Genomic DNA, 20,528 nt, shown 5'->3' with positions numbered 1-20,528 from the left:
TGGTGTGCCAGAAACGAAGGGTATCATCGGCATCGACGCACACCAGCCGCACATCATTGAAATAACCGATCTGGACGACGACAGACTGCTGTTGTTTAGCGGGTTGCGCGATCGATCAGCCCATCACATCGCCAGGGGCTCGCAGCTTGCTGGCAGGTTGGATGAAGAGTTCATCATCGCTGAGGGGGTGTTCATTCTGCAGACGCTTGTTGAGACGGGGCACACTGTTGTGGCTGTGCTGACCGAGCCAGCCCGAGTGGATGAGATCCGCGAGTTGGCAGCGGGAGCATCCGGTTCTGCCGATCAGCTGACGGTCTTTGTTGCGGACAGATCGGTGCTTTCCGGGATCGTTGGCTATCCGTTCCATCGCGGCGTGATCGCGCTGGCGCGCCGTGCTGTGTCGGTTGATGCGATTGAGCTTGCCCGTCGGTCGAGTGCGCTGGTGATGCTTGAGAATCTCGCGAACCACGAGAACGTCGGCTCGATCTTTCGAACTGTTGCTGCGCTGGGGGGGCAGCAGACTGGCATCATCGTGAACGAGGGGTGTACCGATCCGATGTACCGGCGCAGCGTGCGGGTATCGATGGGGCACGCGCTGCGCCAGCCGTTTGCTGTCGTGGACGATCTGGTCAGGGTCATCGGCTCACTTCGTGATGAGCAGTATCTCACGGTCGCGCTTGCCCCGGCATCGTCCGTTATGGATAGCCCAAGCTATGTACTTTTGGGTGATCTGTCCCGTCTGCTGGACGGTCGAAAACCCGCGCTTGTGTTTGGATCAGAAGCCCACGGGCTCACACAGGAGGTGATTGATGCCTGTGATCGCGTCTGCTCAATCCCGATGGCTTCGGGCGTCGATTCGCTGAATGTCAACGTGTCGGTGGGGGTGGTGTTGGCATCGTTTGCCGGGTCTCTTGGGATCGTGTAACTTGGATTGCCCAATCCTTTGAGCCGATCCACACGCGGGGTTGCTGCGTAGGGATCATTATCGCAATCTCTTGAAGGAGGTCCGAATCCGTCAGATTTCGGGCTCCCGTGACATCCTTGTGACACAAGAGCCGAACATTCTGGCGGCTTGGATGTTCAACGATGAAAGAAATGCGACCAGCTCATTGGTTCGACTGATGAGTTGAGAGCTTGTGGGGCATCCAATCGGGCTGGGAAGCCCGTATGATGCATGAAAGGAAATGTCATCCTTTGTGATGGGTTGGTTTGGAGATTGCACATGTGCACACGTTCGTCTGGTATTCGTTCAGTATTCGCTTGCTCACTTCTTGCTGTTTCCGCTGTGCATGCGGACCCAACCCGTGAGGGCTCGGGTCAGCGCCGGACTGATCTTGATGCGATGGAACTCCACGCGATGCCGATCGAGGCGTGGGCTGGCTTGTCCGATTGGGTTGGCGGCTCTGCCGATGCGACATCAACCAAGGGAAAGGTTGTGCTGTTCTACACATGGTCGTCCTGGTACGACCGCTCAATGCGTCAGATGTCGATGGTTGATCGTGTTGCCAAGGAGTACGCGGACAAGGGACTTGTTGTCATCGGTGTGCATGATGCACGCGGCTGGGATGCCGGGAAAGAGGAGATTACCAAGGCAGGTATTAGCTTCCCTGTTGCACACGATGCGGATGGCAAGTTCCGCGCAGCCTTGAAGGTGGATCAGGACCCGGACTTCTATCTCATTGATCGTGCCGGAAATCTCCGCTTTGCAGACATCACAACCTCCAGTGTGTCAGAAGCGGTTGAGACACTGGTGAAGGAGACAGAGGAGAAGGCGGGCGGCATTCTTGATGAGATGGCTCGCAAGGAAGCTGCAGCACGCGAAGCTGCAAAGAAGACCTCCACTATCCATCAGGGTGTTGATATCGCAGATATTCCCGAGAATCTGGGAATTTCCAGGCCAAGGCAGGTCCTGTTCGATGCTGCCCAATGGCCGGCACGTGTCACACGCTGGGAGCGCGAGACACTTGGGATCAGCAACTCAGGCTTTGGTGAGGAGTCGATTGATCGTCAGCTATCACTGCCTCAAAATCAGCAGTGGCTGAATGATCGTCGGCCGAACACAAAGGCTCGCGTGATCGTTGCTTACATCTGGAATCCGGGCGAGTACAAGTCGTTCCATCGCGTGCAGGAAAAGATGGAAGAACTTCAGAAAAAGTACCAACGAGAGGTCGTGGTTGTCGGTGTCGTGTCGCAGTTTAAATCGGGGAACCAGTTCAACTCGTTCGGAAACGAGAATGCAGAGCGGGAGGAACGCGAACGAATGCAGCTTCTGGCCCATTGGGAGAAACTCGGCAAGTCAACCAAGTTCACACACTATAACATCCTCGATACGGAGCATGCTGTCTTTGATGCGCTCTACGGCGGATCGAGCCCGTTCGGTGGCAATGCGAACGGTGACCCCGCTCCAATCGCAATGATCTTCAGCTCGGATGGAGTGATGCGCTGGGTAGGCAACCCCGATCACGAACTCTTTGATCTCTCCATTGATCGCGTCGTTTCCGTTGACCCATGGGTGAAGGAGCGACGCAAGGTTGAGAGCGACTGGATCAAGTCACAACAAGACAGTTCTGGCGGTGAGTGAGTCAACCTGTACACCTGAGTTGAGCATCAGCAGCCCGGGTTCCGGGCTGTTGTTTCATGTCGTGCTTCATGAGCCTGAGATTCCGAATAACACAGGAAACATTGGGCGCACGTGTGTAGCTTTGAACTCATCGTTGCACCTGATCAAGCCGCTCGGCTTTGATATCTCGGAGCACGCTGTTCGCCGGGCCGGGCTTGATTACTGGCAGCATCTCACCCTCGTCACTCACGACTCGTGGGACGGGTATATTGATTCCCAGCGGCCACCGCGATTGTGGCTTGTCTCGACGAAAGCAACACAAACCGTGTTCGAAGCGGACTTTCAGCCGGGCGATCATCTTGTCTTTGGCAAGGAAACAGCCGGGCTGCCCTCGCTCATTCGAGACGAGTTTCCGGAGCATTGTGTCAGGCTCCCGATGGCACCCCACCAGCGAAGTCTGAATCTTGCAACAGCCGTGTGCGCTGTCATGTATGAAGCAGTCCGACAGGGGTTGGTATCTGGACGTTTGTGCCTCGATCAACACGGATATATTTGTAAGTCGTTGGAACCATCCACACGCACGTCGCGTACAAGAAAGAGCCTGAACGATGACAGTTCGTTTCTCCTTTCTAAGTGAAATCGCCTGCGTCAGCCGTGGAACTCCCGGTCGGACCAGGCGATTTCGCATGGTGTGTTCTTCTACCCGCCTTGTGTGTGTATGCGGTGCTGTGTTGATATGCGCTGTTGTGATGTCTGGATGCCGACGATCCTTGTTTGCAATGGACGATCCGATCAGTCAGTTTGAACGTACCGATACCATTCGCTCGGGACCCGAGCCCGCGTATTTCTACGATGAGTACGGTCGGCGTCGACCGAATCTTTCCGGTAGACTGCTCAGATAGGTTCTACGTTCGTTCGTTGCGATTTGAGATATGCTTGATTACGGCTGTTATGCGCCTCGGCGCTGACGACGTGCTGCGATGATTCCACCAACACCAAGAAGCGCGATGGGACCAGGTGCTGGCACTGTCTGGGTGACAATGTTGATCGAGTTGAGCACGCCAGCTTCGTTTGTGTCGAACAGACCGATCACGAGTGCGAGGTCCTGTGTCAGATCAAGCCCCTCAAGACTGAGGTTAAATGTTCCGCCCTCGGATGTTGAAGCAACATCAGTGGAGTTGGTGCTGAACGTGTACTCCTGCGAGAAGGTGAATGTGTTACCAACAGGGCCATTCGCAAACGGCACGTTGACACCGTAGTTCATGTTGACAAGCGCGTTTCCGTTGAACTGTCCCTCTGCTGGATAGAAACGGAAATAGTCCGAGTGGTTCGAGCCAACAAATCGAGTGCCGTCGGTTACGCCCATGTTCACGTCAAATCCGCTGGTGAATCCGCTGAAGGATGCACTGACCGACAATCCGACAATGTTGCAGTTGTCAGCGCCTGATCCTGCGCCTGTGTTGCCGGAACCACTCCCCGAGCCTGTCGATCCGCTGCCCGATCCAGTTGAGCCTGTACCCGATCCAGTTCCCGTACCGGTCCCAGTCCCGGATCCTGTGCCGCCGCTGATATGGTTGCAGAGCGGGATGACGACAGTGACGAAGTTGGTCTGGGGTGGTGTGATGAGGTTGAGAGCGGTGCCATTGACAGCTGGCACACCGTTCGGAAACACGACGCCGGGCGCGTTGACGAGACCCGCGCCCGGGCCTGCGTACACAACATCCGCTGAAGCAGCAGAGCCGACCGCACACGCAACGATACACGCACACACTGTTTTTTTCATGTCTCTCTCTTGCATATGTCTCAGACCATCACCACGGGCTTGGTGTCGCAAACGATGCGCAACAGGCGCACCCCGCATGACAGCAGCGATCGCGTGATGTCGTGAGCTCTTGGCTGCGACCGGTCTCCCGAAGGCAGCACCCCCTCATTGCTCAAGAGACAGGATGCAGAATCAGATGGCGAATGACCACCAGTGTGAGAGAGAAGATTGCATCCATGCGATGTTTGTGCTGGTTGTATGAGCAATACATGTAGATTGGTGTGGTTCTGAAGCTTGAACCCAAGATCTCGTATGCGGTTTCTGTCGACTGTACAGCATGTACTGTCTGGAGTGGCTGACGCGCAAACATTGACGTAGTGCTTGTGATTGCAAGCCGGGAATCTGCCGATGAGAAATGCAAAATCGGAAGCGATCGTGTGTCGTTTCCCGATCATCGGAACATCGGCTGGCTACGGTTGTCGCTAGCGATACTCCGCACTCCATATCGCTGATCTGTCCGCGATCAGGAAAGGCCTGATATGCCCGACGCCCACACACAAGTGCGCCAAACCCAGGATTCGGTTCGGACTCGCATTGTGTGGGCAGCTCTTGTTGCGTCGATGACAGCGGTTGGTGGTGGGTTGTGGGCGTTGCGACAGGCCCCGTCCTCAGCGTCTGCTGGTGCCTTTCCTGCTGTCAGCTTGACGCAGGACGCTCCTGCAGACCTCAACCACGTGTTTGATACCCGTGCCCCGGTTGAGGATGGCCGATGGCAGGCGATTGTGATCCATCACTCAGGCTCACGATTTGGATCGCCCTCAAGCATCCATGAGGAGCATCTGTCCCAAAACCTCTCCGGCTTGGGGTACCACTTTGTGATCGGGAATGGTCGCGGGATGGCTGATGGCTCGATCTATGCCGGGTACCGGTGGCTCGACCAGCTCTCAGGAGCCCATGTCTCGGGTGAGCGCGGTCGCTGGTACAACGCTCGGGCCATCGCGATCTGTCTCGTTGGAGACGGCGATTCGGGCCGATTTACTGAATCCCAGCTCGTCGCACTGACCCAACTGGTGGAATCGCTTGCAGCACAGTACAACATTCCGCCGGAAGAAATCCATCTGCAGCGACAACTTGAGTCAACCTCGAGTCCGGGAAGATATTTTCCCGAACAAGCGTTCCGGCAGCATATGGTGGACGTGCTGAATGGCCAGGGTCAGAGCTAATCATTTAAGCCCTATAATCCAAGAGTCGTGTTCTAATTAATCCAAAAAACGCCGATTTGGTCGAACCAGTACCCATCTTTGCATGAACAGAACTCGCAGAGATGCCGGGTTGTCCGGTGCTCAACTCGAGTGGGGTTTGGCTCGACAGGCAAGCTGTGGGTGATTGGATCTTTCGGCTCGACATACAAGTCAGTCTGGATGATCTCAACTATCTACGCAACGGCTGAAATCCAGGGTCTTCATGGCCAATGATTGATCAGCAGTCGCCTTGAGCCGATGAAATGGGACGATTGCCATGTCATTCATGGGGCGCATTGCGCGATTGCCCGGGTCTGGGAGTGAGATGCCAGCCCGTCGATGGTTGACTCATCAGCAGTTCGGCCAAATATCTCCGGTCTCTCAGCGTTCGGGAAACTTCAGCGGGGTGCAATACTCGGTGCGAGTCAGAAAAAAGGGTGACATTCTCGAAGGCTATGAGATCCTCGCCGAGCTTGGCCAGGGTGCAGCGAGTGTGGTATACCTCGTTCAGGACCCAAAGACGAGCCAGATCTGGGCGATGAAACAGATTGTGCGCGACACCGCCAAGGATCAGCGATTTCTTGATCAGGCGCTCGCGGAATATGAGGTCGCCCGCCAGCTCGATCACCCTTCGATCCGCAAAATCTACAAGTGCCTCAAGAAGAAGGCCATACTGCAGGTCAAGGAACTCTATCTGCTGATGGAACTTGTTGATGGCACACCGATGGACGAAGAGGTTCCAGAGACGCAGCTTGAGTGTGTGCTTGCGTTCCATCAGATGGCCGAAGCACTGCAGTACATGCACGCAAAGGGATTCATCCACGCCGACATGAAGCCGCACAACTGCATCCGTTCCGATGAAGGCATTGTAAAGCTCATTGATCTCGGGCAGTCGTGTCCAAAGGGAACGGTCAAGCCGCGCATCCAGGGCACGCCCGATTACATCGCCCCTGAGCAGGTTGCGCGTCAGCCGATCACCGAAGTCACCGACGTATACAACCTCGGCGCAACGATGTACTGGATTCTCACAAAGAAAAATATCCCGACTGCGATTCCGAAGGGCGACTCGCTCGTCTCGACGATCGATGCGAATATGGTGCAGAAAGCGACCCCGGTGTCGGAACTTGTGCCGGAGGTGAACTCGCGGTTGAACGATCTTGTGATGGAATGCGTTGAGCCGGATCGATCACGCCGTCCGCGCAGCATGGGAGAGGTGCTTGATCGACTGAACCTTGTGGAGAGCATCCTGCGTGCCGAAGCAGAGAAAGCAAAGCGTGTAAGTCAGAACTCAAGCGCTGAATCAAACGGAGCGGCTGCTGACGCGTCGCGAGCAGTGTGAGCGTGCTGTGTCTGATGCAAACGCACTGGACCTGTACGACCCACACGCTGTTGCCGAGATATTAAAGGCAGGCGCCGCTGCGAACCGTTCAGCCGAGTGTCGTGTCGCATCTATCGATCGGATACAGTCGCCCGGAACACTCATCGCGACCGGCGATCTGCACGACAACCCCGTCCATTACGCCAAACTTCTCCAGATTGCGCAGCTTGGTAATGATGTTCTGAACGGCTCATCAGGCCCTCACATTGTGTTGCACGAGCTCATACATGCTGACAAGCTGACCAATGGTCTGGACTTCTCGTATCGCGCGCTCGCTCGGGTTGCGCAGTTGAAAACACGATTCCCCGAGCGGGTCCATGCATTGCTTGCAAATCACGAGCTTGCGCAGGTTGTTGGTTCCGGCATTGTGAAGGATGGTGTGCGTGTCGTTGATGCGTTCAACGAGGGGGTGGAGTACGTCTTTGGTGACGATGCAAAGGTTGTCGAGGACGCGATCGCAGAGTTTATCTTCTCCATGCCGCTGGCGCTGCGATGCATTACACCGAAGGGCGATATCTTGTGTGCGCACTCGCTCCCATCACCGATGGTGATGGGGCGGTTCGATCCCGATGTGCTTCAACGGGATCTGACAAGTCGTGACTATGAGCCGCTGAACGGCTCTGCGCATCTGATGGTGTGGGGGCGCAGGCACGATCCGGAACTGCTGGAAGATCTCGTCGAACGCTGGGGAATTTCGCTGTTCCTGCTGGGGCACGAAAAAGCCGAGACCGGGGCGATGCTGGTGCCACCAAACGCGGTCGTGCTGAACTCAGACCACGAGCGGGGTGTGTATCTGCCGATCGACCTGTCCGATCCACCGACTGCCGAGGAAGCGATCTGGAGCGTCGTGCCGCTGTCGAGCGTGCCGATGCCGGATGTTGCATGAGCGTTCCGTGAAGTCCTTGTCATGTTGGTGTGCATGTGCGGTGTGTCGGTATGGATGCGCTACGCTCACCCATGACAGAATCCGTGCTTGAACCGCAGACTCTCGCTCCGATCACATCTGTTCTGCAGGTGAAGAAGCTCGATGCGCGAGCGACGCTTCCAGCGTACTGCTCGCAGCACGCTGCGGGCATGGATCTATCAGCGCTGCTCGCAGATGGGCAGGAGCTGACGATCGATCCGATGCAGATCGTGCTGGTGCCGACGGGGCTTGCGATCGCAATCGAGCCCGGGTTTGAAGCGCAGATCCGTCCACGATCGGGGTTGAGCACGAAGCACGGCATCTCGATGCCCAACGCGCCGGGCACTATCGATGCTGATTATCGTGGCGAGCTCAAGGTGCCGCTGATCAATCTCGGGCGGGAGCCCTACACCATCATGACGGGCATGCGCATCGCGCAGATGGTGATCGCGCCGGTGGCGCGTGCGCGAATCGAATCTGTGACATCGCTGAGCGAAACCGCGCGAGGTGAGGGTGGGTTTGGTTCGACGGGAATGTGAATCAGCTATTCCACTGCGACATACAGATCTGCTTTGATGGTGTGAGTCGCTTCGTCCATGCAGTCCGGCGCGTAGAACTCAAGGCACGCGCCTCCGGGTGCGGGTTTCAATCCGGCGCTGGGCATGTGCTTCTCAAAGATCTCTCCGAACATCTTTGCCATATGCGACGGCTCGCCTTGAAAGAAAAACTTTGCATAGTGTGCTGGTTTGATGCTGTGCTCAGCCATCCCATCGGGTGTTGGAAGCTCTGCGGGAACATGGTGGCCACACAGATAATGGAATCCGCCAACACCATCGCCCCAACTGACACCCCAGTATCCGAGTGATTCCTGCAGATGGCCGAGTTTGAAGAGCTGATCCCACAACGCGCCGATCGCGGAAGGATCGCCATCCTTACAGTGGATTGTCAGCCCGACAAATCGCATCGCGTCGAGTGAAGTGATCTCGTGGTCCATGTGTGTTTCTCCCTTCTACTTTCGTGTCGGTCTGCCCAGACGTTCCTGAGTATGCGTGACTGTAAGCGAACTCCAGCCCGCCACAAGGACAGGCTTCTCGGCGTTTCCCGCAAGTCCCGCTGCGAACACGCTGAGGATGCCAGCAGGGTCCGTATTCTCCGGAAGGATCGAGACCGACCACATGAGCTTGTCGTGCATTGGTTTCACACTCTTATGCGCTGAGCCGAGGATGGAATCAAGATCTCGGAGCAGTCTGTCGTAGTTCATGCTTGGCTTCGCTTCACACAGCAGTGTGCAGACACCGGGCAATGCAACAGGTGATCGTGGCACATCGGTCAGCACGACCTGCGATTCGAACGATTGTGCGAGCCGCTTGAGTGTAGCATTGTAACGGGTCGACCAGGCGCGGAGCTTCTGATTGAACGCGACACGCTCGTCGGCATCGAGCATCGAGCGCTTTGTTGCAAGGAACCATGCAACGGTGCGCTCCCAGTCCAGGTCGACAACCATCGCGTACGTGCCGGGCGGTGGCCCGTATGTGATCAACCATGCAGGCCAGACCGAATCCGCAACACGATGCGTGTGCGCGATGCCTGGCTTTTCCCGGCGTGTCGACCATGTAGCATCAAGCTCAATGAGCGGCGGGCCGTTGTATGTTGCGTTCGGCAATCCACCATCGATCCGCACCAGAGACGCATCAACGAGCCGCGCGTGGAGCATCACATCGCGCATGTTCCCGATATTCGATACGTTCAGGACATCGTCGGTTCTGCCGTAGAGCAGCGAAGTCTCGAACCGATCGCGCATCGCGTCAATGTTGACGTACACCTCAGCAAAGACACTGCCCTGTGCGGTGCCAGCATCGATAGTGTCGCGATGGACCTGCCAGTGCGATGCCATAACGTCTGCCGTGTTGTGCGCGTCTCGTCTGCGGATCCAGTCGGACAACGTGTCCCTGCCGATTGCGAGCGTGAACACGCCCGGCTCGCTGGTCCAGCTGACTTCGCTCCAGAGCGATACTGGAGTTGTGCCGTTTGGTGCCTGCTGCAACACAACCGCTGCTTGCCCGTTGGCAAGTGTGATCTGTTTCTGCGAAACTCCACCGGACGTTTGCGATCCTGTTGCTGGAGAATCAAGAAACACCGACTTCACTGTTTGCAACAGTGCTGGCTGTCGTGTGTTGGTGTGGATCTCGACAACCGCGCTGATCGATGTGATGTGCCAGTCACCGAACGCTGCTCCGGGAGAGGTGTCCGGTTCTGTCTGAATATCGAGCAGACAGACACGGCTTGGTGCGTCGCTGAAGGCGCAGCCAGCCAGCAAACCTGTCAGAATCTCAGCGGTTTCTCCCTCGACCATACCGCTGGACAGCGCGATGCGCAATGCACCCTCGATGACACGCCGATCGATGGTTCCTTCACCACCGTTTCCAAGCGCACCGGGGTTGTACACCCACCAGGCGATGACGCCATCGGGTATCCTGCGCATCTGCTCGATCGTGTCACGCGTGCCTTGTGCGCGGGTTGAGGCGCTTGTGAAAGTGGCCAGCAGCACGAGAGGTGTTGCGATGAGTGTGAGCAGGGACTGTCGCGCTCGCATGTGCATTTGTCCTCTATTGTTCGCACTGAGCTGTGCCAAAACAAAAAGCCGGTCGACAAGCACATGGACACGCTTGTCGACCGGAATTTTCAGCCGTGAAGAATCACTGTTTTTCTTCGGTGCATGAAGATGAGCACGCCTTCTCGCATGAAGATTCGCAGCAATCAACTGCCTCTTCAGCTTCGATTGCCACAGGTGTAATCTCGATGTGGTCCCAGCCCATCTCGTCGTGCATACCCCAGCGGTTCATGCCCCCATGGCGCTGTGCATTCATCGCTGCTGGCATGACAACTGCTGCGACGATCGGCATGACGTAGTTCTGAGCTATTCCAAACCCTGCAGCAGCGTTCACCACCATGGACGGATCGCCAGTCGAACGCATGACAAGGTCATTCTCATTCCACTGGGTCACATAGATCGTGGGCTTGACACCCTTCATGGTGTCGTGGAAGTTTGGAATGATGATGCCAGCATCGCGCGTGCCGTTGCCGGGCGAGCGGACAGCGCTGCCGATCGCGGTGGCGAGCAGGTTGATCCCGCCATATCCGTCGCGTGCAAGGCGCTCGGTGTCCATGTACGAAAACTTCAGTGCGCCGGACACATCTGCACGGGCAACGTGCTGGTTGTTCAGGATGCTTGTGCGCGCCTTGCCGCTCGTCTGTTCAATCGCAGCGATTGTGGCGTTGGGTGTCATACCCATGACCATCCAGTTGCCGGAAATGGTGATAGTGGGTTCAACAGGCACGGGCAGACCCTTGGCATGCACGGACAGCATGATGTGTCCGTCGTGCTGCCAGCGGTCGAACTCAACATACTGTGCTGCCTGGGGTTCTTCGTTGGCGATAGCAACATTGGCGCGGCTTCCAAGCTTGGTCAGCGCATTTGCAAAGCGATCAGCATCATCGAGCTTGATCGCCATGACCATGGATGTCAGCCCGCCGCCACCAGTTGTGTCCGAGGCGTACATTGCGGTCACATCGCCCAACGGCGTGATGATGTCGTTGACAAGACTTACGCCGAGCTTGCTCTCGACCTCATCAAGAAACTCGTCAACAGGCATACCAGCTTCACGGAAGTGATCGGCCAGCTTCAGCAACTCGTCGTAACTGCCGCGACCGACCGACCCGAACACAATATCCTGCGGAAGAATTGCGATGTCGTCGTTGGTCAGCGGTGTGGTGGAGATGCCGAGATCGTCGGCGAACTGACGCATGTTTGTGATAATCGTCTGCGAAACGGAGTGCGTCTTGGTGTATCCCATGACAGAATCGAGCTTCGGTCCGTCCGACTCGGTCAGCCCGAGGTCGCGGATCATGTGAATGATCTCGCGCGCCTGGTGCTCGTGGTCAGGCACAGAGTTTTCAGCCATGGTCAGCGCCGCGTCGAGGCCAGCGGGGTCCATGCGCAGGCGCATGACAGGAGTGAAGTTTGCAGTGCTGGTCAGATTGTTCTCGAAGATTGCTGGCACATCGCCCGTTGCGCCAGCTGTGATCTGGTAGCGCCATTGGTCTTTGGTTGATGCAGGCCCAAAGCGGAACATCGCAAACGGTGTTGCGATTTCCGACTGACCTGAGTATTGCTTGCTCGGCTTGGGTTCGTAGGGCATATCCGATTGCGCAATTGCCATGTGCAGCAGCGCGTCGAGTTGTTCAGCATCGCCCTGATTCGCTGTCTCGATCGAGATCACAACGCCATACCCAAAACCGCCATCGGTGGGATCGTCCTGGTTCGAGACAATTGCAACTCGCATGGGACGGTGAATAGTGGTCGCTGCGAGTTTGAGCAGACCACCGATCTGCTGATCCATACCGGGGATTTCGAGCGGAAGCTCGCCAAGACGATCGGGCAGCATTGCCATTGCTTTCAGCACACCCTGGTCCTTGTCGTGCTGTAGCATCGTGCCGAGTCCAGCGTGCTCAAAGATCAGTACTGGCTGGACTTGCGCGCAAGCAACACCTGCAAGAGCGGTGAGTGTTGCAGCACCAAAGCACATTCGAGCGGAAAATGTCTGGAATATGTTCGTATTCATGAGGGGAATCTCCTGTGTTTCTCTCTTTGGGTGACGTGCTGGTCGCGCGTGCGGCTTAAGCCTGATATGGTACAGCCCGCTGCGATGATTGGCGCGACACCGATCGCGCAGTCTCCTTGGAAACGCAGCGGATACATCGGTTGTTCGGGAATCCGACGTCCTGCTTGCACACCTCGGACGAACTTCCTGACTATCGGAACCAGCAGGGGTGGTGCTGGTGTGTCACATCGGGAGTGCGCTGGTTGGACGAGTCAGCACAGGACAACTCAGGCGGTGTGGTGCCTTCGACACCAAGGCCGAATGCCCACCGGATTCTTCTGATTCGACCGAGCGCACTCGGCGATGTCAGCCGAACTGTGCCCGTGCTGGCGAGCCTGCGAAAGGCCTATCCGGACGCGAGGATTGACTGGATGGTCCAGCAGGGGTTTGAGTCGGTGATCGAGCATCACCCTGCCCTTTCACACGTTGTGCCGTTCGATCGACACGGGATCTCAAGGGCGTTGAAGCGGCTGAATCCCATGCCTTATACGCGGTTTGTGCGCTCTCTACGCGAACCGGGATATGACCTTGTGATCGATGCGCAGGGACTGTTTCGTACGGGCTGGTTTGCGAGAAAGACCGGATCGGGCATGCGCGTGGGACACGCGGACGCCCGAGAGAAAGCAGCACTCGGATACACCCACAAGATCCAGATCAAGCAGTACATGCACACGGTTGATCGCATGCTTGGATTGATCGAAGCAATCGGTATCGAGCCTGTGCGAGACATGCGCCTCTACACCGATCCTGCAGAGCGTGACGCAGTGACGAGCGATCCGATGTTCCAGGAGCGGTATGTTGTCTTTGCTCCGACAAGTAGATGGAAGAGCAAACAGTGGCCTGCTGGTCGGTTCGCGGAGCTTTCAAAGCGGATACTCGCCGAAGGGTTGACCGATCGCATCATCATCGTGGGTGGTGCGAGCGAACGCAAACAATGCACGGATCTGCTTCGGCTTGCAAAGAACCGTGCACAGATGATCGATCTCGTAGGATCGACATCGATTGCGAAGCTGATGGCCATCATCGAGCGCGCACAACTGGTTGTTGCCAACGACTCGGCATCGCTCCACATCGCGGTCGGACTCGATCGGCCAATCGTCGCGTTGTTTGGGCCGACCGATCTCGAACTTGTCGGACCCTATCAACACGAGCACGATGTGCTGCAGCACATTGAGATGGGCGAGCGTCTTGACTACAAGGACGAGACGCTTGGACCGACGATGATGCGACGCATTACGGTACATGAGGTGCTGCAGGCATGCGCTTTGAAACTTGCGCACGTGCAGGCCTCGATAGCGAAAACATCAGTCTCTACAGGCTCTGCGGATCCGCTTGGGTGATGAGCATGCTGCGAGCAAGATCGCCACGCACGCGCTCGTGGAGTGTCTTTGCGCTCAGACTTGCATGAACACCCGAGATTTTGTGCAGCGTGCCGGTACGAGGAAATGCAAGATGGCAGATGGGATCGCCCGGCGCAACAGACGGGATAGTTGTCATCCCCAGCACAATCCCGTCGCGCGGTGCGGTGACAACATTCCGCTGCATTCCGACAAGATCGGTATTGGTTGCGATCGGCGCGTCCTTGTCGACAATGTCGCCCGGCGCGACGTGGAACTCAAGGAATCCTCCCTGCTTTGCGCGCACCCACGTCGTCGTGTTTGTCTCGACGCGGTACTCGGGCTCGTCCAGTGTGCCATCGATCATCTTCAGAAACTGCAGACAGTTTGTGATTCCGCGCACTGCATACTCAACCACGGTTGGCTCAACCTTCCAGACTTCGCCCGCTTCGAGGATGAGCGTATGGCAGCCGATTTTGCACGCTGATGCACGCAGCGATCCCTTTGGCCCCTTGCTTTCCACAATAAGCTCTGCACCGAACGCGCGCGCAAACTCCGCGAGCTTTGGATCCGACATATCGGCGCGTACATTCGGGAAGTTTGTTCTGCGCAGGGCAGCTGTATGCAGGTCGATGCAGTAATTGCATCGCTTGATGACCTGCTTGAAGAACGATGCTGCCATGCGTGATGCGAGGCTGCCGCCGGTCGATCCCGGGAATGAACGATTCAGATCCCGTCGATCCGGAAGATAGCGCTCGCAATGTTCGAATCCGAGAATATTGACAACGGGCACGAGCACCAGCGTGCCTGCAACCACATCGAAGGGTTGTTCGCGGATAATGCGTCTGATCGCGCCCGTGCCGTTGATCTCGTCGCCGTGGACAGCCGCGGTCACAGCAACGGTTGGCCCGCGCTTCTCACCCCGCCAGACATGGACAGGAATCGAGATATTGTTTCCCGCATAACTTTGTGTGATAACGACAGAGAGTGTTGCGCGCTCACCGGGCGCAAGCATTGTGCCGAACCATTCTTCAGATTGCAGTTGTGTGTTCTTGCGCGATGCCATGTCATGAGGCTCCGAGTTCCTCGATGATCTTTGGATCGAGCTTGTGTGCTTTCACCTTTCGCTTCCGCTGCTGGCGTTTGGGCACAAGATCACGCATTTCTTCGAGCTTGCCATAGCACAACAGGCTGTCGCCAGCCTCGATGATGCGTGTTCCCTTGGGGTTCGATATGACCGAGATGCCACGATGCAGATTCAGCACCGTGATGTCCTGATCGCGCAGCCCCGATTCAAGGATCGTCTTTCCAACGAGTTCCGATCCTTCCGGGATCACAATGTCTGCAACGCCGTATCCCTTGGAGACAGTCAGTCTCTGGCGAAGATCGATCTCGGGGAAGTCCACCTGATTGGCAATGTAATCCACAATCGCGCCAGCGACATCCAGCCCGGATGCCCCCTCGATACCCTCAAGGCCCGGCGACGAGTTCACCTCCATGATGAGCGGGCCCTCGTTCGCTTCGAGCATATCAACGCCAGCGACACGCAGGCCCATGATCTGCGCTGCTCGAACTGCGGTCTCTTTGTACTCATCGTTCAACTGAACCTTCTCGGCGTGTCCGCCTCGATGCACGTTCGATCGGAACTCGTCGCCCTGTGCGACACGACGCATCGCTGCTACCACTGTGTCACCGACGACGAACGCGCGGATGTCGCGCCCCTTGCTCTCGGCGATGAACTGCTGGATGAGCACGTTCTGCTTCGCGGTCTGGAGTGTTTCGATGATGGCTTCCGCCACCTTGGTTGTCTCCGCGAGGATGACACCAACGCCCTGTGTTCCCTCCAGAATCTTGATGATGACCGGCGCACCGCCGATGCGCTCGATTGCTGGGAGCACGTCGGCACGATCGCGTACAAATGTTGTGTGCGGGATGCCGATGTCGTGGCGCGACAGAATCTGCAGTGCGCGGAGTTTGTCGCGGGAGTTTGTGATCCCGTTTGCGGTGTTGGGTGTGTACACATCCATCTGCTCGAACTGTCGCACGACAGCTGTACCAAAGTACGTGATTGATGCGCCGATGCGAGGCAGGACCGCGTCATATTGGGTCAGCTCCTTCGATCTGAAAAGAAGATCGGGCGTGCCCTCCTGCAGTTCAATGGAGAAACGGAGCGTGTTGAGCACCTTGACCTTGTGCCCGCGCTCGTGCGCAGTCTGCACAAGCCGTTGTGTCGAGTAGCACTTTGGTGCGGTTGACAGAATGCCGAGTTTCATGTTGTTCCTTCTGCGGGTGCCTGACGCTGTTTCGCGCTCGTTCCGCTTGTTACAAGAAATGTTTGCGAAGGATCGACCAGCGCCATGCCCTCCATCGCAGTTCGGCCGATGAGCATCCTGCACAGCATGCCCTGCCTGCACACCAGCGAGACCTCGATATCACGCTCAAAGGGACCGATGCGCACATGCACAAGACAGACATGGCGGGTTTGCGATTCACCGTTGCTCGACTTCACAATGGTCTGCCGGACGGGCGTTGCCTCAATCCATCGGGTCCTGCGTGTCGGCGACGTGCGTGCGACGACCTCGAACCTGATCCTGCCATCCTCCAGTTCCTCGATTTGCGCTACGTCTATGGCGCTGGTGCGTGCGCCGGTATCGATTTTGGCGCGTATCCCGCGGATATGCCAAGCGGGGATGTCGACGCGCTCGCGCCAGCCGAGGATGAGGGTTGGTTGGGAATCGGGCATACGGGATGATTCTAGGGAGGACGCGAGAAACCGCCGGGCCATGAACCATCTAACTGTTAGAATACTTTTCAAGTGGAGTTGTCAGCATTGCATGTGAGTTTCTTAATCGAGGTCGACAGTGCTTCCGATGCTGGTTTCATCCCTTGGTGTGGTTCTCGCAGTGATTGTGGCTGCCGTGCTTTGGTGCCGGCTTAGCAAACGTGCAGACAGGTCGAACAAGCGATTTCAGGACTACGTCAGGAACCCCAGAGAGTGGGCAAAACTCACCAAGCAACAAGTCGCTCGTGAGGAACTCCTGTCGCAGTTGGAAGATGCACCGACCGAGAGGCTGATCGACATGCTCCTTGATGACAATACGCACCGTCTCGCTCGGAAGGCGATTAACTCTGCCGGGCCGCGCATGTATCCCGCGCTGGTTGATGCACTGTCGGATCCGAGATTTCACACGCCAGTCGATCCAGAGGTTCGGGGACGATCTCACATCCTTGATAAGCGTTCGATGCCGCTTGTTTCCTTGCTTGAGTGTTTGGAACAGTATCTGCCTCCAGAAGCCATTCCTGTTGTAAGCACACTTGTGCGCCATAAAGACGACGAGGTTCGCAAACATGCAGCTTTCGTGCTCGGCAGTGCCGGAAATGACAACGTCGTTGATGCTCTTAGGGTTTCCCTTGCTGATGAGGACGACTATGTCCGTAGTTATGCGATGATGGGCATGATCCGCGCACTCAAAGCAAGTCGGACAACCAGCAGATACAGGAAAGACCTGTACAAGGCAGTCGAATCGCTCGTGTATCGTCGCGACAAGACGGTAAGCGGTGAAGCGCCGCTATGCCTCCTTGGTCTGGATCGTGAGCGCGCTATCGAGTTTCTCACAAATCCTGAGAATCTCACTTTGGGGAAAAATGGACTTGAGTATGTGCTCAAAGCACTGCGCATGTGTGATGCAACTGTTCCCGAAACGCTGCTTCTCAAGTTTGCTATCGAACTCGAAAAGGACATCGCAACTTATCCGAATGATTATGTTATGAGCGAGGTGTTACTTCTGCTAGCGAATATCGACTCAGATGCGGCTCGCGAGGTGATTGCCCATGCAGGGCATTCGCCATCTGCCAGAGTCCAGGAGTTCGGGATGATGGCACAGTTGCAACGACATGGCATAACTAATCCATACCATCCAGCGTTTGATCGACTCGATGCTCTTGGCTGGGATGGTGTCTCTCAACCTGAACGGCACGTCCTTGCTGTTCGAATCTGCATCGATCAGATTGAGAACGGCGGCTTCACACAGTATTTTTTCAACAGTGCCGGTGACAACTGGCCTGATGCTGTTGCGGGGTTTGAAGCAATGGGCAATATAACCGACTACGCACTGCTCGCGGAAGCTGCCAAGATGTTCGGAGCCGCCGAACCGAGCACAGATCGCGACGAACGACAGCAGCAACTCGCGAAGGTGATTCGCAAGAACGAAGAAACATTCAGCCCTCTGGATCGTGCGTTTTATGAGGACAAAGGCAGCCGCGAACTGTTGTTGCTTCGATACATCGCCAAACACGCGGAGCATTTTGGCCCACGATAAGTGGCTGCCGATAGCGCAATATTTTCAGAGAATGCCTGAACCGGCCGATCGATTGTACGAGACACAGCAACTCCGGCTTGCTCCATGCGTACCCTGTCTGGTCCACTGAGAACTCTGCTGGTAAGGAACCGGAACTCCATTATGACGACAGATGCTGCGACCCACACCTACGCCAATCGAGGCACCATCGCTGTCACCGGCGCGACCGGTTTCATCGGCCACCACGTTGTAAAGCAGGCGCTGGCATCCGGCTGGACCGTCAAAGCCCTTGTGCGTGATTATGCCAAAGCAGACAAGGTGCTTCCAACAGATCCGCAACTCCACGGCGGCCGGCTCTCGCTGGTGAAGGGCGATGCGCTCGATGTGGGCGTGCTCGACCAACTGGTTGCGGGTGTGACGGGTGTGATCAACTGCACCGGCATCATCCGCGAGGCTCGCGGCGGGCAGACGTTCAAACGCATGCATGTCGGCGCGACGGACGCATTGCTGAATGCTGCCGAGAGGAACAACGTCAAACGCTATGTGCAGATGAGCGCAGCTGGCGTGAGCGACGAGGGCGTGAACGAGTACCAGCAATCAAAGTTTGCTGCTGAGAAGCGCGTGCGCGCAAGCAATCTCGACTGGACAATCCTGCGTCCGTCGATGGTGCATGGGCCGAAGGGTGATTACATCCGCATGGCTGCTGCGATGGCGCAGGGCAAGGCGCAGCCGTTTGTTGTTCTCCCATACTTTGTGCGCACGCGCGCGGTCGATAGTGTCCCAGGCGGTGCGGGTCGCTGGGAGGAGCCGGTGATCGCGCCGGTCTTTGTTGGTGATGTTGCAAGATGTGCTGTCGAGAGCGTGACAAATGAAGCCGCGATCGGCGAGATCATCCATCTTGCTGGGCCCGAGACGTTGTACTGGTACGAGATGCTGACAACCATCCGCAACAACGTGCCGCACGCAAACAGGAAGATGCCGGTCATCGGTATTCCTGCGGATATTGCAGCGATCAAGGTCGAGGCGGCGAAGTACATCGGGCTTGGGTCGGTGCTCCCCTTCGATGCGGGTATGGCGAAGATGGCAGCCGAGGATAACGCACCAGACACCGCAAAGGCGCACGCGATCTTTGGCGGCTCGTTCGCCGATTTTTCAACCACCTTCGCCGATTACGCGAGCGCTATCGAGCCCGCCGCATAACAGTTTTTTGTTCTGAAAAGTGTCCGTTCCCGGTTCATCTGTTCCGGGTGGTGGTGTGCTGTCTGTGACGATTGGTACACCTGGAATGCTGGTTCTCGGTGCCGCAGACACGTTTTCATTCGTATGCATTCGCACGCTGGCACGCTGAATTCCATGGTGATAGCACGCACATCAATGGAAGGATGCCATATGGAAGGTCGCAGCGTCTCACTCGAAAAGAACTCTCCCGGCAGCGCTCGGCTCGACGCGATCGAGGGGTTCAGCCAGCAGTGGGCGGTTGCGCTGGGTCGCACCGGCATCTGCACCGTCTCCGATGTGCTTGCGGCTGATCCCGACACACTCGCGTACATGCTCGACGGGTACGAGAATGCTGAGCAGGCGATCAAACTCGTGAAGGCGCACGCCAAGTACCTTCAGACGAGACTCGAGTCCCGCAACGAAACTCCATACGAACCACGGCACGCGGGCGCGAGCATTCGGCCCGCAGCTGTTTCTTCTCAGCACAAGTCAACAACATCAGAAGCAGCGTCTCACCCAGCCGATGCGCGAAAGGAGAAACGCATGCAGACACTCTCGCACACTTCGAATGAACTCAACTTCGCGGGCGTGCTCGGCGCGCTCGCGGTGTCGTCCGTGCAGGAGCAGAAGCAGCAGTGGCTGTGCAGGCTCGACGCGATGCGTCTGCTCGTCGAGCACGGTGGTTCTGAAGCGCAGATCGGCGCGCTGCTGGCGCTCGATCCTTTTACGCCAGCGGACGAGAGCCTGCGTGCGAAGGTTGAAGCCGAGGGCGGGTCGTACATGAAACAACTGCTTGAGCAGTGCGAGCGGGTCCTTGCGATCTCGATCGGGCCCGATGGCAGTGTTGCAAGCGGACACTCGCGCCGTGTCGCGCAGGCGCCGGGTGACGCACGGCGTGTGTGTGCGGTGCTTGCGCTTGCGCGCACGGACGCGCTTGGGACATACGCTGATGATGACGCGGTCGATCACGAGCGGGCATCGGTGAAACAGCTCTACTATCGTGCGCTCGCTGATGCACTGCACGAAGCAGAGCCCTGCCCGCTCACCAAGCGACTTTTCGACCACGTGCGCAATGGCATGCGCCAGGCGCGGGCTGCATGATAATGTGGTAAGTACCAGTCATTGAGTTGGTTCTTAATGCCCCGGGATTGCGGTCCCGGGGTGTTTGT

General features: G+C 56.9%; 18 protein-coding genes. 11 read left to right on the top strand and 7 right to left on the bottom strand.

Annotation, left to right across the window (positions count from 1 at the left end; genetic code table 11):
* Window positions 1-4: 4 nt before the first annotated feature.
* The 3 genes from H6815_03560 (at window position 5) to H6815_03550 (ending at window position 3,197) form a co-directional block, all read left to right on the top strand.
* Window positions 5-925: an RNA methyltransferase gene (locus tag H6815_03560; GenBank protein ID MCB9859505.1), complete on the top strand. Its 921-nt coding sequence runs from the start codon at window positions 5-7 to the stop codon at window positions 923-925.
* Between the two features lie 297 nt (window positions 926-1,222).
* Entirely contained in the window at window positions 1,223-2,581 is a 1,359-nt protein-coding gene (locus tag H6815_03555; GenBank protein ID MCB9859504.1) for a TlpA family protein disulfide reductase, read from the top strand.
* A 46-nt stretch (window positions 2,582-2,627) separates the two neighbouring features.
* Window positions 2,628-3,197, top strand: coding sequence for a tRNA (cytidine(34)-2'-O)-methyltransferase (locus tag H6815_03550; GenBank protein MCB9859503.1), 570 nt, complete (start codon window positions 2,628-2,630; stop codon window positions 3,195-3,197).
* Window positions 3,198-3,509: 312 nt separating this feature from the next.
* On the opposite strand, the gene H6815_03545 is transcribed toward H6815_03550, so the two are convergent.
* Window positions 3,510-4,343, bottom strand: a complete 834-nt coding sequence (locus tag H6815_03545) for a hypothetical protein (protein MCB9859502.1) — start codon at window positions 4,341-4,343, stop codon at window positions 3,510-3,512.
* 518 nt (window positions 4,344-4,861) lie between these two features.
* Between H6815_03545 and H6815_03540 the strand changes: the two genes are divergently transcribed.
* The 4 genes from H6815_03540 to dut all read left to right on the top strand — a co-directional run bounded on the left by H6815_03540 (window position 4,862) and on the right by dut (window position 8,384).
* Complete coding sequence (locus H6815_03540; protein MCB9859501.1) at window positions 4,862-5,545, top strand: N-acetylmuramoyl-L-alanine amidase; 684 nt, start codon at window positions 4,862-4,864, stop codon at window positions 5,543-5,545.
* A gap of 436 nt (window positions 5,546-5,981) precedes the next feature.
* Window positions 5,982-6,902 (top strand): serine/threonine protein kinase, encoded by a 921-nt coding sequence (locus H6815_03535; protein MCB9859500.1) that lies wholly within the window; start codon window positions 5,982-5,984, stop codon window positions 6,900-6,902.
* Window positions 6,903-6,909: 7 nt separating this feature from the next.
* On the top strand, window positions 6,910-7,827 hold the full coding sequence (locus tag H6815_03530) for a hypothetical protein (GenBank protein MCB9859499.1): 918 nt from the start codon (window positions 6,910-6,912) through the stop codon (window positions 7,825-7,827).
* Between the two features lie 71 nt (window positions 7,828-7,898).
* Window positions 7,899-8,384: a dUTP diphosphatase gene (dut, locus tag H6815_03525; GenBank protein MCB9859498.1), complete on the top strand. Its 486-nt coding sequence runs from the start codon at window positions 7,899-7,901 to the stop codon at window positions 8,382-8,384.
* A 5-nt stretch (window positions 8,385-8,389) separates the two neighbouring features.
* Here dut and H6815_03520 read toward each other — a convergent pair whose 3' ends face one another.
* The 3 genes from H6815_03520 to H6815_03510 form a co-directional block, all read right to left on the bottom strand.
* Entirely contained in the window at window positions 8,390-8,839 is a 450-nt protein-coding gene (locus tag H6815_03520; GenBank protein ID MCB9859497.1) for a GyrI-like domain-containing protein, read from the bottom strand.
* A 15-nt stretch (window positions 8,840-8,854) separates the two neighbouring features.
* Window positions 8,855-10,438 carry a hypothetical protein gene (locus H6815_03515; protein MCB9859496.1) on the bottom strand — a complete coding sequence of 528 codons (1,584 nt, stop codon included), beginning with the start codon at window positions 10,436-10,438 and terminating at the stop codon, window positions 8,855-8,857.
* A gap of 103 nt (window positions 10,439-10,541) precedes the next feature.
* Window positions 10,542-12,467, bottom strand: coding sequence for a hypothetical protein (locus tag H6815_03510; GenBank protein MCB9859495.1), 1,926 nt, complete (start codon window positions 12,465-12,467; stop codon window positions 10,542-10,544).
* 242 nt (window positions 12,468-12,709) lie between these two features.
* Here H6815_03510 and H6815_03505 point away from each other — a divergent pair, with 242 nt between their 5' ends.
* Complete coding sequence (locus tag H6815_03505; protein ID MCB9859494.1) at window positions 12,710-13,846, top strand: glycosyltransferase family 9 protein; 1,137 nt, start codon at window positions 12,710-12,712, stop codon at window positions 13,844-13,846.
* Here the strand turns inward: H6815_03505 and H6815_03500 are convergent.
* The 3 genes from H6815_03500 to H6815_03490 are packed head-to-tail and all read right to left on the bottom strand — an operon-like array spanning window position 13,818 to window position 16,586.
* Window positions 13,818-14,909 carry a succinylglutamate desuccinylase/aspartoacylase family protein gene (locus H6815_03500; protein ID MCB9859493.1) on the bottom strand — a complete coding sequence of 364 codons (1,092 nt, stop codon included), beginning with the start codon at window positions 14,907-14,909 and terminating at the stop codon, window positions 13,818-13,820. The genes H6815_03505 and H6815_03500 overlap by 29 nt on opposite strands.
* 1 nt (window position 14,910) lies before the next feature.
* The gene (locus H6815_03495; protein ID MCB9859492.1) at window positions 14,911-16,116 is read right to left on the bottom strand and encodes a RimK family alpha-L-glutamate ligase; all 1,206 of its coding nucleotides are present in this window, start codon (window positions 16,114-16,116) and stop codon (window positions 14,911-14,913) included.
* Window positions 16,113-16,586 carry an ATP-dependent zinc protease gene (locus tag H6815_03490; GenBank protein ID MCB9859491.1) on the bottom strand — a complete coding sequence of 158 codons (474 nt, stop codon included), beginning with the start codon at window positions 16,584-16,586 and terminating at the stop codon, window positions 16,113-16,115. Before H6815_03490 ends, H6815_03495 begins: the two co-directional genes overlap by 4 nt.
* Before the next feature lie 127 nt (window positions 16,587-16,713).
* Between H6815_03490 and H6815_03485 the strand changes: the two genes are divergently transcribed.
* The 3 genes from H6815_03485 (at window position 16,714) to H6815_03475 (ending at window position 20,460) form a co-directional block, all read left to right on the top strand.
* On the top strand, window positions 16,714-18,162 hold the full coding sequence (locus H6815_03485) for a DUF4375 domain-containing protein (GenBank protein ID MCB9859490.1): 1,449 nt from the start codon (window positions 16,714-16,716) through the stop codon (window positions 18,160-18,162).
* Window positions 18,163-18,303: 141 nt separating this feature from the next.
* Window positions 18,304-19,341 carry an NAD(P)H-binding protein gene (locus tag H6815_03480; GenBank protein MCB9859489.1) on the top strand — a complete coding sequence of 346 codons (1,038 nt, stop codon included), beginning with the start codon at window positions 18,304-18,306 and terminating at the stop codon, window positions 19,339-19,341.
* Between the two features lie 189 nt (window positions 19,342-19,530).
* Complete coding sequence (locus H6815_03475; GenBank protein ID MCB9859488.1) at window positions 19,531-20,460, top strand: hypothetical protein; 930 nt, start codon at window positions 19,531-19,533, stop codon at window positions 20,458-20,460.
* Window positions 20,461-20,528 lie beyond the last annotated feature (68 nt).

The organism is Phycisphaeraceae bacterium, from assembly GCA_020639155.1.
Taxonomy (GTDB): domain Bacteria; phylum Planctomycetota; class Phycisphaerae; order Phycisphaerales; family UBA1924; genus JACKHF01.
This window is presented reverse-complemented; position numbering and strand designations above follow the sequence as displayed.